Source organism: Streptomyces sp. NPDC031365 (assembly GCF_055569765.1).
On record NZ_JBVIIM010000001.1, the window covers coordinates 132,029 to 147,381 of the forward strand.

The 15,353-nt window shown below is 74.4% G+C and carries 6 protein-coding genes; all 6 read right to left on the bottom strand.

The genetic code is table 11. The features are described from left to right. Positions 1-36 precede the first annotated feature (36 nt). Complete coding sequence (locus ACZ5C2_RS00635) at positions 37-1,350, bottom strand: MFS transporter (RefSeq protein WP_468785025.1); 1,314 nt, start codon at positions 1,348-1,350, stop codon at positions 37-39. A 1-nt stretch (position 1,351) separates the two neighbouring features. Then, positions 1,352-9,364 (bottom strand): amino acid adenylation domain-containing protein, encoded by an 8,013-nt coding sequence (locus ACZ5C2_RS00640; protein WP_468785027.1) that lies wholly within the window; start codon positions 9,362-9,364, stop codon positions 1,352-1,354. After that, positions 9,342-12,137, bottom strand: a complete 2,796-nt coding sequence (locus ACZ5C2_RS00645; RefSeq protein WP_468785029.1) for a non-ribosomal peptide synthetase — start codon at positions 12,135-12,137, stop codon at positions 9,342-9,344. Before ACZ5C2_RS00645 ends, ACZ5C2_RS00640 begins: the two co-directional genes overlap by 23 nt. Before the next feature lie 99 nt (positions 12,138-12,236). Then, entirely contained in the window at positions 12,237-12,968 is a 732-nt protein-coding gene (locus ACZ5C2_RS00650) for an aspartate/glutamate racemase family protein (protein WP_468785030.1), read from the bottom strand. A gap of 541 nt (positions 12,969-13,509) precedes the next feature. Next, positions 13,510-14,232, bottom strand: coding sequence for a VIT1/CCC1 transporter family protein (locus ACZ5C2_RS00655; RefSeq protein WP_468785032.1), 723 nt, complete (start codon positions 14,230-14,232; stop codon positions 13,510-13,512). A 141-nt stretch (positions 14,233-14,373) separates the two neighbouring features. Further along, positions 14,374-15,279 carry an SDR family NAD(P)-dependent oxidoreductase gene (locus ACZ5C2_RS00660; protein ID WP_468785034.1) on the bottom strand — a complete coding sequence of 302 codons (906 nt, stop codon included), beginning with the start codon at positions 15,277-15,279 and terminating at the stop codon, positions 14,374-14,376. Positions 15,280-15,353 lie beyond the last annotated feature (74 nt).

Here is a 15,353-nt window from a genome sequence, read left to right on the forward strand (position 1 = left end):
GAGCGGTACCGGGAACCCGATGAGAACGCGGGACGTTCAGGACGCGGTGGCGGCCGGCCGGGGCCGTGCCTCCGGCTCCGCCTCGTCGGCGTCGGGCAGTTCCCGCTCCAGCCGCCGCACGGTCCGCGGCACACTGGTGGCCGTCACCACCGCCGCGAGCAGCAGCCCCGACAGCAGGAACACCATCGCGATGCCCGGCCCCCGGCCGCCCTCCGTACCGCCCCAGCCCGCGGCGTCCGCCAGCGGCTCGCCCACCTGCACGGCGACGGGCCCGGCGAGCGCGTGCGCCACCGGGTAGGCGGACCAGGCGACCATCCGGCGTACGGCGGCGACCCGGCCCTGCACGGCTGCCGGTGTCTTGCGCTGCCAAAGGGTCGTGGTGGTCGCGTTGGTCACGGCGTACGCGCCCGAGACGGCGAACGTCCCGGCGGCCAGCAGCCAGAGATCGCCGCGCCCCGCGCCGATGACCAGGAGCAGCACACTGTGCAGGGCCGCCACGAGAAGGAGCGTGCGCACCAGACGCCGTGGCTGCCGTACGACGCTCATGACGCCGCTGACGATGATCAGTCCCAGCGCTGCGGCGGCGTTGACCAGGCCGAGCGTCGACGACGAGTGGGCACTGAGCACCAGCGGGGCGACCAGGACGAGCGCCAGCTCCATCAGCAGGTTGTAGCAGGCGAAGAAGACCAGCAGCGCGAGCAGAGCGGGGCGCGGCCTGATGAACCGCCACCCCTCCGTCATCTCGACCCGCAGCGGCAGACGCGCGGCACCCGCCTCGCTGGGCGGGAGGGCCGGCAGGAGCCGGTACGACCACAGCGTGGCGGCGACCGCCAGGCAGAAGGACGCGAAGTCCACCAGAAGCAGCGCGTCGAGTCCGGACACCGCGTACAGCGCGCCGCCGAGCAGCGGGCCGAACAGCAGCCCGCCGCCTTCGGCCAGGCTCACCCGGCTGTTGGCCTTGCTGAGCAGTTCCTTGCCGACCAGTTGCGGCACCAGACTGGAGAAGGCAGGCCACTGGAACGCCTGGAACACCGCACTGCACGCGACCAGCACGTACACCTGCCACACCCGCAGCGCTCCCGCGGAGTGGAGCGCCAGTGCCACCAGGGGGCCGACGGCCGTGCCCAGGTCGCTGAGCAGCATGACCCGGCGGCGGTCCCAGCGGTCCGTCAGCACGCCGGCGAACGGCAGGACCAGCACGCCCGGCAGCGAACCCGCCATGACCAGGGTCGCGAACGCGGTGGGTGAGTCGGTCCGTTCGAAGACCCAGACGCCGATTCCGAAGACGGTGAAGGCCGTTCCGATGATCGAGACCGCCTGACCGGCCCAGATCAGATTGAACACGCGCATCTCAATGTTCTCCCGTGGCACGGTCCGGAGTGGCGACCGCGTCGCCCAGTACGGCGAGGAAGGCGTCCAGCCGCTCCCGCGCCCCCCGCCCGCCGAACAGCGCCGTGCTGTACTCGAGCCGGCCGGACAGGCCCTCGGTCGTCTCGAAGCAGCGGATGTGCAGTTCGTAACGGCATGTGCCGCGGTCGAGGTGCAGCGTGGTCATCGATGGGCCGTCCGGCGTGTTTCCCGCCGACGGCAGGTTCTGCACGGCGAACATCGCCTGGCACAGCGGTGGCCGGCCCGGGTCCGCGGCGGCGTGCCCGGCCACCAGGGTCTCGAACGGCAGGTAGCGGTGCTCCCACACCTCCAGGAAGGTTTCGCGGACCCGGGTCACCAGGTCGCGGAACGACGGCGCCCCGGTCAGATCGGCGGGCACCGGGACGATGTTGGCGAAGGGTCCGGCGACCGCCTCCGACGCCGGGTCGGGCCGGTTGGCCACGGGCACCGCCACCAGGAAGCGTTCCGCGCCCGACAGCCGGCCGAGCCAGCGCTGGAAGGCCGCCAGCAGCACCATGAAGACGGTCGCCCCCGACTCGTCCGCGAGCCGGCGGACCCCGGCGGCGACCGCCGGATCGATGTCGAAGAGTTCCAGTGCCCCGTCGAGCGACCAGGTGTCGGGCCGGGGCCGGTCGGTGGGCAGCGGCAGCAGGGACGGTACGCCGTGCAGCCGGTCCGCCCAGAAGGCCGCGTCGGCCGCCGACCGGGGGTCCTCCAGCCGGGCGAGCTGGGCCGCGGCGTAGCCGGCGAAACCGGGTACGGGAGGCAGCGCGGGCAGTCGGCCGGCGGCGAACTCCGCGTAGAGCGCGGTCAGGTCACGGGCGAGGACGGACAGCGTCCAGCCGTCGGCGACGATGTGGTGCACCGTCAGTCCGATGACGTGCTCCTGAGGGCCGCAGCGGACCAGGATCGCGCGGGCGAGCGGCCCGCGCTCCGGATCGAACGGGGCCCGCAGGTCGGCGGTCGCCAGCCGGACGGCCTCCGCCCGTGGGTCGGTGGCCCGTGCGACGTCCTCCCGGGACAGCGGGAACAGCACGCGGGGCTCGACGACCACGCGGGCCCGCCCGCCGCCGTCCTCCCCGTCGCCCGCGGCCGGGAAGCGGGTGCGCAGCACGGGATGCCGCTCGGCGAGGGCGTCCAGGGCGCGTGCGAATGCGACCACGTCTACCGGGCCCCGGACCAGGTGGTGGAAGCCGATGTGGTACGCGGCGGTGTGCGGCTCCCGACGCCAGTGCCGCCAGATGTACTGCTGACCGGGAGTGGGTTCGCCGTACCGCACGCCGACGACGCCCGAGCCGACCATGTCGCCGACGACGCCGCCGACCACGTCGCGCGGCGCGGGGGCGGTAGTCGTGTCGTATGTGGTGTTGGGCGGGGTGCCGTGCGCGGGGTCGGTGGTCGCGTTGCGCGCGGGGTCGGGTGTGGCGCGCGGCGTGGTGTGGGTGGTCGCGTCGGGTGTGGTGCCGTGCGCGGGGTCGGGTGTGGTGTCGTGCGCGCGGCTGCTGGTCGTATCGGGCGCGCGGCTGCTGGTCGGGTCGTGTGTGGGGGCGGCGGTGTCGAGCCATGTGGCGAGCTCCGCCACGGTCCGCAGTTCGAGGATCCGGCGCAGCGGTACGTCCCGGCCGGTGGCCCGGAGCAGCCGGGAGGCCAGCCGGGCCGCCAGCAGCGAGTGGCCGCCGCGGTCGAAGAAGTCGTCGTTGCGGCCCACGGGCCCGCCGGTGAGCTCGTCACCGAGCACGTCGGCGAACACGGCCGCCACGGTCGATTCGGTGGGCGTGCGCGGTGCGTCCGCCGCCGCGACAGGAGCCGCGTCCGCCGTCGCGTCCGCCGCCGCGGTCGGCGCCACCGGCGCGGCGAGCAGCCGGCGGTCGAGCTTGTTGTTCGCGGTGCGCGGCAGGGACGGCAGAACCCGGATGACCCCCGGGACCTGATGCGCGGGCAGCAGGCCGCGCAGCGCCGCGCGGACGGCGTCGGCGTCGACCCCGGCGGGCGCCACCGCGGCGATCAGCCGGACGGAGCCCCCGGACACGGCGGCCGGCACCGCGACGACCGCAGCCTCCGCCACGCCGGGCAGACCGCGCAGCACACTCTCGATCCCGGCCGGTTCCACCCGCTGGCCGCGGATCTTCACCTGGTCGTCGCCGCGCCCCAGGAACGTCAGCGTGCCGTCCGCCTCCCGGCGGGCCAGGTCACCGGTGCGGTAGGCGCGGGCGCCCGGGACGCGCGAGAACGGCTCGGGCACGAAACTCGCGGCGGTCAGCGCGGGCCGGGCGTGGTAGCCGTCGGCGAGCCGGTCGCCGCCGATCCACAGCTCGCCCGGAACACCCACCGGGGCGAGCCGGCCGTGCCGGTCGACGACCCAGATCCTCGCCCCCGCCACCGGATCGCCGATCGGGGCCGGGCCGCGGTCGCCGGGCGACGCCGCCACCCGGGCGCCGGTCGTCGTCATGGTGGCCTCGGTGGGCCCGTACTGGTTGACGACCACGGGCCGGCCGGCGAACGCGGTGCCCGCCCGCGCGCAGTCGGCCAGGTCCAGCGGCTCACCGGCGGTCAGCAGCAGCCGCAGCCGGGCGCCGGGCACCGCGCGGCTCTCCTCCGCCGCGGTAAGCAGGGCCCGCAGCAGGGTCGGCACCACGCTCAGGACACAGGTGACCCGGTGCCGGTCGAGCGCCGCCACCACGGCGCGCGGATCGGCGGCCCGTTCGTCGTCGAGCAGGACCACGCGCGCCCCGGCGGCCAGCGGTCCCATCAGGTCGCGGACGGACGCGTCGAAGGGCAGTCCGGCGAGCTGCAGCGCGGTGTCCCGCCCATCGAGCCCGAACCCGCCCAGGTAGTCCCGCAGATAGGCGGCCGCGGCGCGGTGCGAGGTGCGCACCCCCTTGGGCCTTCCGGTGGAGCCGGAGGTGTAGACGAGGTAGGCGACCGCGGCCGGATCGACCGCCGCGGCGGTTTCCGGGACCCGGTCGTCGTACCCCGCGATGACCGCCTCGTCGTCGCCGAGCACGACCGTGGGCAGTCCGCTGCCCGCGCAGGCGGCGGCCCAGGGCCGGTCGGTGACCAGGAACGCGGCCCCGCTGTCGGCGAGGACGCGGTGGAGGTGCGCGGGCGGGTGGCCGGGGTCGAGCGCGACGTAGGCGGCGCCGGCCAGCCATACGGCGAGCACCGCGACCGGCTGTCGCACGCCCCGGCCGAGCGCGAGGCCCACCAGCGTCCCGGGGCGTACCCCGCGCGCGGTCAGGTGCCGGGCGAGCCGGCAGGCCTCGGCGGCCAGGCGGCCGCTGCTCCACTCCTCGGTGTCCGTGACCAGGGCGGGAGCATCGGGTGCGCGGCCGATCCGGTCGAGGACCAGCGTGTGCACACAGGTGTCCGCCCGTGCCCCGCCGGGTGCGGCGGTGCCCGGGGAGAGCGCCCCGAGCTCGGCGTCCGTCAGCAGGGGGAGCCCGGTGAGCGGCGACCCCGGAGCGCGGGTGGCGCCGTCCAGCAGGAGCAGCAGGTGGTCGGCCATCCGGGCGACACGGTCCCGCGCGAACAGCGGCGTACGGTGCACGAACCAGCCGCCCAGGCCCTGCTCGCCGTCGTCCAGCAGCAGATTGAGGTCCGCCTTGGAGTGCGCGAGCTCGAAGCCGCCCGGCTCCAGCACGGCGTCGTCGCCGAACGGGACGGCGCCGGCCCACGCCGGATCCATGGTGACGGAGAGCCGGGACAGCGCCCGCCCGTCCAGTCCGAGCGCGTCCACGAGCCGGTCGAAGGGCAGCAGACGGTGTTCCTGCGCGTCGAGGACCGCGGTGCGGGTCGCGTGCAACAGCGTACGGAAGTCCGGACCGGCCCCGGCCGGCAGCCGCACGACGGTGGTGTCCAGAAGCAGGCCCACGATGCCGTCCAGGCCGGGAGCCGCCCGGTCGGCGACGGGCATCGTGAGCACGATGTCGTCCTCGCCGCTGTGCCGGGCGAGTACCGCCGCGTATCCGGCGAGCAGCACCATGAACGCGGTGCACCCCTCCTGCGCGGCCAGCCGCCGGATCCGCCCGGCGAGTTCACCGGGCACTGTGAACCGGTGCGCGGCGCCCTGCGAGCCGGCCGCGTCGTCGGCGGGGCCGTCGGCCGGCAGGCCGGGAGCGGAGGGCGCCCCCGCCAGGGCGCGGCGCCAGTGGGCCAGTTCGGCGGCGCGGTCCTCGTCGGGGACGGGCCGGCCGCGCCAGGCCGCGTAGTCCCCGGCGCCGAGCCGCTTCGGCAGGGCGGCGGGCCGTCCGGCCCGGGCGGCGAGGTAGGCGGTGCGCAGGTCCTCGACGAGCACCTCCACCGACCGTGCGTCGGCGACGATGTGATGCAGCGTCAGGGCCAGTACGAGTTCTTCCGGGCCGAGCCGGATCAGCGCGACCCGGGCCGGCGGCCCCTGCGCCAGGTCGAAGCGGGTCGCGGCCTCCCCAGCCAGGATCCGCTCCAGCCGCGCGTGACGCTCCTCCTCGCCCAGGCCGCTCAGGTCGACCGGGCGCAGCGGCAGTTCCAGGTCACGGACCCGGCGTACCGGCAGGCCGTCCACGGCGGGGAACGTGGTGCGCAGCGCTTCGTGCGCGGCGGGAAGGGCCCGCACCGCCTCGGTGAGCGCGTCGAGGTCGAAGGATCCCCGCAGCCGGCCGACGACCGGCAGGTTGTAGGCGGGGTCGCCGGGGTTCAGCCGGTCGGCGAGCCAGATCCGGGCCTCGGCCGCGGAGACCTCGTCGGACCCCGCCGCGCGGCGCCCGACCGGGGGCGGATTCCCCGCCGCGGCGACCCGCGGTCCGGCGGCCCCGGCGGCGAACCCGGCGAGCGTGGGCGCCTCGAACAGCAGCCGCAGGGGCACCGGCCTGCCCAGCTCCCGCCGTACGGCGGCCACCACCTCCATCGCGAGCAGCGAGTGCCCGCCGCGGTCGAAGAAGCTGTCGGCGCGGCCGATCCGGTCCGTGCCGAGAACCCGGGACCAGATCGCCGCGATGGCCTCCTCCGTCTCCCCGGCGGGCGGCTCATGGGCCTCGCCGGGCTCGGAGCCGGGCTGTGGCTCGGGCAGCCGCCGGCGGTCCACCTTGCCGCTGGCAAGCAGCGGGAAGGCGGCGAGCACCGTGAAGGTGGAGGGGACCATGTGCGCGGGGAGCCGCGCGGACAGCCACGTCCGCAGTTCCGTGACATCGGGGGACGCGGTGGCGGTGGGCAGCAGATAGGCGGCGAGGCGGGTGCCGCCGGGCCGGTCGTCCCGGGTGGCGACCACCGCCTGGCCGACGGCCGGGTGCTCGGCCAGCACGCCCTCGATCTCACCGGGCTCGACGCGCATACCGCGGATCTTGACCTGCTTGTCGGCGCGCCCCAGGTACTCGAGCCGGCCGTCGGGCAGCCGGCGCACCAGGTCGTTGGTGCGGTACAGCCGGCCGCCGGGCGGTCCGAACGGGTCGGGGACGAACTGCTCCGCGGTCAGCCCGGGCCGGCCCAGATAGCCGCGGGCGAGCTGCACCCCGCCGACGTGGAGCATGCCGGGCACACCGACCGGCTGCGGGGACAGACCGGCGTCGAGGACGTGGCAGCGGACGTTGTCGACGGGCGTGCCGATGGTCACCGGCCCGCCCGGCAGGCAGCGCCCCGCCGTGACGTTCACCGCGGTCTCGGTGGGCCCGTAGGCGTCGTACAACTCGGCGTCGAAAGCCGCGAGGCAGCGCTCCGCCAGCTCCGGGGCCAGTGGCTCCCCGGCGCTCTTGAGTACCCGCAGCGACGGGACGGGGACGTCACCGCCGTGCTCCAGCAGCGCGGCCAGCATGGTGGGCACGAACCGCGCGTAGGTCACGCGCTCCTCGGCCATCAGGGTCCGTACATGGGCGGGATCGCGATGCCCGCCGGGTGCGGTGACGACCAGCCGGGCGCCGCCGGCCAGCGCGGCGAAGATCTCGACGACGGAGTCGTCGAAGGTGACGTTGGTCTTCAGCAGGACGCTGTCACCGGGACCCAGGCCGAACCGTTCGATCTGCCAGCGGATCTGGTTGTGCGCCGCGCGGTGGGAGACCATGACGCCCTTGGGGCGGCCGGTGGAGCCCGAGGTGTAGAAGACGTAGGCCAGCTGGTCGGGCAGCGCGGGCGGGAACCCCCAGCCGTCCGGGCGGGCGGCGACGGCGGGGTCGTCGACGAGCACCGGAACGCGGCCGGCCGCGGCCACCGCGTCGGCGAACGCGGAGTGGGTGACGACGAAGCGGGCGCCCGCGTCGGCGAGCACCGCGGCGATGCGGGCGGCCGGGTGCTCGGGGTCGAGCGGAAGGTACGGGGCGCCGGAGCGGACGATGGCGACGATCGTCTCCACGAGCGCGAACGAGCGCTCCAGCAGCACCGCGACCGGCTGTTCGGGCCCGGCGCCCAGGGCCCGCAGATGATGGGCGAGCCGGTTGGCCCGGCGGTCGAACTCCGCGTAGGTCAGCTCCCGGCCGCCGTCCGTCACGGCGACGGCTTCGCCGTCCCGGCGTGCCTGCTCCGCGACCATGGCCGCCAGATCGGCCGGTCCGCCGTGGTCGCGTACCGGGCCGCTCGCGTGCCGGGCGGCCAGCCGCAGTTCCCCCGGGGAGAGCAGGGGCAGCCGGCCCAGGGGCAGCTCCGGGTCGGCGACCGCCGCCCGGGTCAGCGTCAGCAAGTGGCCCGCCATCGCCGCCGCGGCGGACTCGTCCCACAGCCCCCGGTCGTACTTCAGCTCGAACTCGTATCCGCCACCGGCCTCGGCGACCTCCAGGGTCAGGTCGACCTTGGTGTCGGACACGTCGGGGCACGGCACGTCGACGACCCTCAGATCGCCGAGCACCGCGGAGCCCTGGTCGGCGGGGTTCCAGACCAGCATCGCCCGGAACAACGGGACGTCGGCGAGGTCCCGCGCTCGGGGCAGCGCCTTCACCACATGGTCGAAGGGCACATCCTGACGGGCGAATGCGGCGGCGGCCTCCGTGCGCGCCCGTCCCAGCAACTCCCGGAAGGACAGCCCGGGACGGCACTCGGCGCGCAGTACGACCGTGTTGACGAACAGCCCGATCAGCGCCTCCGAGCCCGGCTCGGTCCGGCCCGCCACCGGCGTGCCGACGAGGATGTCGGTTTGCCCCGAGTGGCGGTGCAGCAGCGTCTGGAAACAGGCGAGCAGCACCATGAAGGGCGTGGCCCCGGTGTCCCGGGCGAGCGCCCGGATCCCCTGGGCGGTGCCGGCGTCGACGGTGGCGCGGACCATACCGCCGGACCCGTCGCGGTGCTGCGCCGCGCGGCGGCCGGAGGGCGGCTCCACGTCGCCCAGTCGCCGTTTCCAGTAGTCGAGTTGCCCGTCGTACGCCCCGGACTCCAGACAGCGGCGCTGCCAGTCCGCGTAGTCGGCGTACCGGACGGCGGGCGGTGCGGGGGGTGCGGCGAGACCGAGCTCGGCGGCATACCCTTGGGCCACCTCCCGGCGCAGGACGTCGATGGACAGCCCGTCGAACGCGATGTGATGCACCGTCAGGATCACGTGGTGCAGCGTGTCGTGGGTACGGGCCAGCAGGCCGCGCCACACCGGGCCCTCGCGCAGGTCGAAGGGACGGCCGAGTTCCTGTACCTGGAGGGCGGCCGGCGCCCCGGACCCGTCCGGCACCGTGGTGCGGCGCAGGACGAACGACGGCGGGCAGGGGACGATCGTCTCCGTCCCCCCGCGCCGCTCGTACACGCTGCGCAGCACCTCGTGGCGCTCCTCGACCCCGCGCAGGGCACGCTCCAGCGCCGCGGTGTCGAGGGGGCCCTCCAGGCGCAGCGTGAAGATCAGGTGGTAGGCGGTGCTGCCGGGGTCCAGCTCCGCCAGGAACAGCATCCTCTGCTGAGCCGGGGCGACGGGGACGGGGCCGCTGCCCGGCGTCAGCGCGGGGCGGCGGACGCGGGCCGCGGCCGCCTCGGCCCGGCGCCGGGCGAGCAGGGCGCCCAGCCGGTCCGCGCGGCTGTCAGCCCCGGATGGTGCCGCCATCGCGTACCGCACCCCCGTCCGTGTCCGTGGCCCCGGTCCCGAAGGGGGCGGCCTCGCCGGGTGGTGGGGTCGCCGTGTCGGCCGTGTCCGTCGTCCCGGTCCCGGCTGGTGTGTCCTCGTCCAGCAGCAGGGCCTCCACCTCGGCCGCGAAGGAGCCCACGGTCTGGTGTTCCAGCAGCGTCAGCGGCATCACCTCGATGCCCAGATCGGTCCGCAGCCGGGCCACCACCTGGGTGATCAGCAGCGAATGCCCGCCCAGGTCGAAGAAGTTGTCGTCGGCGCCGAGCCGCTCCACCCCGAGGAAATCGGCCCAGATCTCCGCGACGGCCTCCTCCACCGGAGTCCCGGGCGCCACGTACGGGGGACGGACCGCGGCGGTGAAGTCGGGCGCCGGCAGCGCCGCCCGGTCCAGCTTGCCGTTGGCGGTGGTGGGCAGCGCCTGAAGCACCAGCACCTGTGCGGGCACCATGTACGGCGGGAGCCGGTCGGCCAGCTCCGCGCGCAGCCCGGCGGGATCCGGCGTCACGCCCGGGCGGGGCACGACATAGCCGGTGAGCAGGGCGTCGGCGCCCCTGCCGTGCACTTCGGCCACGGCGGAGGCGACGCCCGCGCAAGCGGCCAGGCACGCCTCGATCTCACCGAGCTCGACCCGGTGGCCGCGGATCTTGACCTGCTGGTCCTGGCGGCCGAGGAACTCGATGGTCCCGTCGGCCCAGAACCGGGCCCGGTCCCCGGTCCGGTAGAGCCGGCCGCCGCTCTCCCCGCCGAAGGGGTCGGGAACGAACTTGGCGGCGGTCAGCCCCGGCGCACCGTGGTACCCGGTGGCCAGACACGAACCGCCGATGTACAGGTCGCCCGGAGCGCCGACGGGTGCGGGCCGCATCGCCGCGTCGAGCACGTAGTAGCGGGCGTTCGTGATGGGACGGCCGTACGGGACGCTCGACCAGGCGGGATCGACCTTGGTGACCGGGAAGCAGTTGGACCAGATCGCCGCCTCGGTGGCCCCGCCGAGGGCCACGAACTCCGGCTCGGCGAATCCTTGCCGGACGGAGGCGGGCAGGGTCAGCGGCACCCAGTCGCCGCTGACGAAGACCAGGCGCAGCGAGTGCTCGGCGGGCTGCTCACGCAGGGCGAGGAACGGTTCGAGCTGCTGCAGGGCGGCCGGCGCCGAGTCCCAGAAGGTGATCGGCTCCCGGTCGAGCAGGGTCAGCAGCCGCTGCGGGTCCCGGACCTCCTCCGCTGTCGCCACCCGGACGCTGCCGCCCGCGGCCAGCATCCCGAAGACGTCGTAGACGGAGAGGTCGAAGCTCAGGGAGGCGACGAAGAGCACCTGGTCGGCCGGGCTGACCCGGTACGTCTCGTTGACCCAGCGGACGAGATTCACGGCGGGCGCGTGCTGGACCATGACGCCCTTGGGGGTGCCCGTGGAACCGGAAGTGAAGATCGTGTACGCCGGGTCGTCGGGGTGCGCGCGCACGGGTTCCGGGGCTCCGTCGGCCGGCCGGGCCAGCGCCCAGCCGACCGTGACACCGCCCACGGACCGCTCGGCAGCGGAGCCGTCGCCCCTGCCTTCCCTGTTGCCCCCGCCGTCCCCGCCGTTCCCGCCGTTCCCGTCACCATCGGCGTTCCCGCCGTCCCCTTCGTTCCGCGCGGGCCCGAGCCACAGCACGGCGCGCAGCGCATCGAGGCCGCGGCAGCGCCGCAGCGTCTCGGGCACGTTGCCGGGATCGGTCAGCACCACCCGCGCGCCCAGCGTCTCCACCAGGGCGCGCACCCGCTCGGCGGGCAGCTCCGGATCCACGGGGGCGTACGCGGCACCGGCCTTGAGCACACCGAGAAGGGCGACGACGCAGTGCACGGTACGGCGCAGGCTCAGCGCCACCGTGTCACCGCGGCCGACGCCCTCGGCGGCGAGACGCGCGGCGAGGGCGTCGGCCGCTGTGTCGAGCTCGGCGTAGGTCAGGCGGTCGGCCCCCTGGACCACCGCGAGGGCGCCCGGGGCGCGGACGGCACGTTCCTCGAACAGTTCGTGCAGACAGGCGGGTTCACCGAGTACGCGCCCGGTGTCGTTCCACTCCCGTACGACGCGGTCGCGTTCGGTGGACGACAGCGTCTCGAGCGAACCAACCGTGTCCCGGGAGGCGCCCGCGGCCAGCGCGCGGAGGACCCGGTCGAGATGGCCGATCAGCCTGCGGGCGTCGGTGGCGTCGATCCGTCCGACGGCATGGACCAGCCGCAGACCGGGCTCCGGACCGTCGAACACGGCCGTGACCTCGATGCCGTACGCGGGCGGACGCGCCGCGGGCACCCGGTGCAGCACCGTGTCGAACAACGGCGCGCCGGGGTCGGTGAGGTCCGCGCACCGGGCCAGTTCCTCCGGCGCCGGAACGGCATGGGCGGCGCCCGTCCCGACCGCCTCACGAACGCCGTCGAGATACGCGCCGAGACGCTGGGTCGGCTCCATCCGCACCCGCAGCGGCCGCACCCGGCCGCCCTCGGAGCCCTCGTCGTCCACACCGAACACCACGTCCTGCTCACCGGCATGGGCGGCGAGCACCATCGCCCACCCGGCGCACATCAGGTCCCGGGGCCGGACACCGGCCGCCCCGGCCGCGCGCACCAGGGCGTCGGCGTGCTCCGGCGTCCAGGACAGCCGGGCCTCGGCCCATCCCTCGTCCGCGGGCGTCGCGGCGCGCTCCACACCCAGCCGCGTCGGCTGGGCGAAGCCGGCGAGCCGCGCCCGCCAGTACTCCCGTGCGTGGTCCCCGTCCACCGGCGTACTCCTGTCGTTGCGTGGGTGCGGTCCCGCCTCGTGGCGCGAGCGCGTCGATGTCATTGCGGTGGCCCATGGACCCGGGCGTGGCACCGCCGCTCAGCCGGAGCCGGCGAGCAAGGACTTCAGATGGGTGGCGACGGTCAGCAGGGGGTCGACGATCAGCGGCCCGCCGTACCGGTGACGCAGCCGGCGGGTCAGCAGATGCACTTCTGTGCAGCCGGCCACCAGCCCCGCACAGCCGTGCATGTCGGCCATGCCCAGGAAGCGGTCGCAGAGTTCGTCGGTGAAGGGCTCCCGTTTGACGCGGTAGAGCAGTTCGTGGAGTTCCTCCTGGGCCTCCGGGCCGGGCAGCACCACCCGGTGCGCCACTGTCGGCCAGCGTGTGTGCCGCTCGAAGACCCGGGCCTCACGGGTGCCGTGGGTGGCGACCAGCAGCAGGCGCCCGTCCCCGCCCAGCGACCGGAGGTCGTCGACGACGACATCGACCAGGGAGAGGACCCGCGCCCGCGAGGCCGGTTCCAGCAGGTCCAGGAAGTGGTGCGCGGTGACGCAGGCGAGCACGACACGGGTGGCGCCGAGCTGCGTCAGACCGGCCAGCCGCTGCTGCAGCCGGGCGGCGAACTCCGCCTCGGTATGCCCCCGTATCGCGTCGGTGCGGTCGGGGAACCCCGGGTCGGAATCGAGCAGGCAGCGCGGCAGCACCTGCTCCTCCAGCGACCCCGACCGCTCGGCGGCCGCCTCGTACACGGTGCGGAGGAACGCGGCCGAGGCGGATGGGCCCATCCCACCGAGGATGCCCAGCACCCCACCGGTGGCCAAGGTCGTCATGCGGTCAGTAAAACGACGAACACCTAGGGCACTCACTAGTCTCCCGAGCCCGGCACAACGCGACATCGGGTGGCGCGGGACGCGCGGTCCGCCTGCCCGGGGCAGGATCGTCCGCCTTGCCATGATCGGCGGTGAGGCTACGGGAGAGTGGCGATGGACGAAGGGCTCGGACACCGGCTGCACATCGTCCGGACGATGCGGCTCTTCGCGGGCCTGCCCGAGGACGCCCAGCACTGGATCGCGTCCGCCGCGATGACGCGTTCCCACCGGCGCGACGAGCGGGTGTACGGCCCCGGGGGACCGCACCGGACTGTTCGGCGTGCACGGTGGGCCGGTCAAGGTCTACCGGCTCGCGCGAGGGTGGCGAGGGCGGGGTCATCCATGATCGCCGGCCGCCTCAGTGCGCGTGTCCGGCGTGGGCACGGTGGTGGTCGTGCTCGTGGTTGTGGTTGTCGTCGTGGTCATGTCCCTCGGAACGCCGTGATGACGAGAGCCATGAACAGGTTCTTCTCCCTTCGTGGGCTGCCGGCCGGTGGGCCGGTCAGATCTGAGTGCCGACCATCAGGCCGATGACGTAGGTGATGGCCATCGCCGCGAGTCCGCCGACGACGACGCGGACCACCGCGCGGAGCTTGCTCGCGCCGCCCAGGTGGGCCGAGACCGACCCGGTCGCGACGAGGGCGGCCACCACGGCCAGGACCGTGATCCCGACGGCGATGGACCGCGGGGACAGCAGGATCGCGAGCAGCGGTACCAGCCCGCCGACGATGAAGGTGAGCATCGACGACAGGCCCGCGTGCCAGGGGTTCACCAGCTCCTGCGGGTTGATGCCCAGGTGGAGGCGGGCGTGGGCGGTCAGCGCGTCCTTCTCGGTGAGCTGCCTGGCCACGGGCCGGGCGAGGCCCGCGTCGATGCCCCTCGCCCGGATCAGCCCCGTGAGCTGGTCCAGCTCGCCGGCGGGATCGGCCTTCAGCAAGGACCGTTCGAGGGCCAGCTCGGCCTCCTGGGAGTCGCGTTGACTGGACACCGAGACGTACTCGCCGACCGCCATCGACAGGGCGCCGGCCGCCACGGCGGCGATACCGGAGGCCAGCAGCGCGCTGTTGCTCACTGCCGCACCGGCCACGCCGACGACCATGGCCGCGGTGGAGACGATGCCGTCGTTGGCGCCCATCACCCCCGCGCGGAGCCAGTTCAGACGGCGAGAGATCCGCGCGCTCTGGCTTCCCTCGAGGGCCTCCTCGCCCATCGGACGGTCATCCATCTGGCCCACCTCATTCCCGGCCGTGGTGAGGACTGACGAAATCCATGGGACCGTTCGTCCCGACCTCAACGTCGCACCCACGTGCGGGGGGATCCTTGACGCGCGTCAAGAACCGGGGCGCCATATCTCTCGGCTTGCTGCTCAAGACCGAACAATGGGGAACGTCACCCCCGTGAGGTCTTCGGAGACGGCCCACAGCCGCTGCTGGACGGTCAGCTCGTACGACTCCGGGCTGGAGGTGACCAGCCGGGGGTGGCCCCTGACCTCGTTGAGTCCGCCGGGACCGTAGTACTGGCCGCCGAGCACGGCGGGGTCGGTGGCGGCGCGCAGGGTCGGCAGCGCGCCCATCGCCGCTTTCTGTGTGCTCAGCGCGAGCCGGACGAGCGGAAGCCGGAGGGCCACGGGGGAGTTGCGGGCGAGTTCGGTGCTGGAAATGCCGGGGTGCGCGGCCACCGCGACGGTGGTGCCGTGCGTGGCCAGCCGGCGCTGCAGCTCGTAGGTGAACATCAGGTTGGCCAGCTTGGACTGACCATAGGCGGCGGCCCGGCCGTACGACCGTTCCCACTGCAGGTCGTCGAAGTGGATCGCGGCCCTGATGCGGTGGCCGGCGCTGCTGACGGTCACCACGCGCGAGCCGGGCACCGGCAGCATCAGGTCCAGCAGCAGCCCGGTGAACGCGAAGTGGCCGAGGTGGTTGGTGCCGAACTGCATCTCGAAGCCGTCCCGGGTGGTCTGCTTCGGGGTGTACATCACGCCGGCGTTGTTGATCAGCAGGTCGATCCGGTCGAGCCGGGACCGCAGCGCCGCCGCTGCGGTCCGCACGGAGTCGAGCGAGGCCAGGTCCAGCGCCTGCACGGTCACATCGCCGGTCATGCGAGCCGCGGCCTGCTCGCCCTTCCCGACGTCGCGCACGGCGAGCACCACGGACGCCCCGCGCTCGGCGAGCGCCTTCGCGGTCTCGTACCCCAGTCCGGTGTTGGCCCCGGTCACCACGGCCACACGCCCGCGCTGTACCGGAATGTCCGCCGTCGTCCACTTCTCGCTCATGTGAGGCTCCCGACTGTCTAACGTACCGAAGGTATCTTGCCTCCCGACGTTAAAGTACCCCCGGTACGCTGTCA

Bases quoted from the DNA above. Each gene is read 5' to 3' on its own strand.
- ACZ5C2_RS00635 (WP_468785025.1), bottom strand. From the start codon at position 1,350: ATGCGCGTGTTCAATCTGATCTGGGCCGGTCAGGCGGTCTCGATCATC.
- ACZ5C2_RS00640 (WP_468785027.1), bottom strand. From the start codon at position 9,364: ATGGCGGCACCATCCGGGGCTGACAGCCGCGCGGACCGGCTGGGCGCC.
- ACZ5C2_RS00650 (WP_468785030.1), bottom strand. From the start codon at position 12,968: ATGACGACCTTGGCCACCGGTGGGGTGCTGGGCATCCTCGGTGGGATG.
- ACZ5C2_RS00655 (WP_468785032.1), bottom strand. From the start codon at position 14,232: ATGGATGACCGTCCGATGGGCGAGGAGGCCCTCGAGGGAAGCCAGAGC.
- ACZ5C2_RS00660 (WP_468785034.1), bottom strand. From the start codon at position 15,279: ATGAGCGAGAAGTGGACGACGGCGGACATTCCGGTACAGCGCGGGCGT.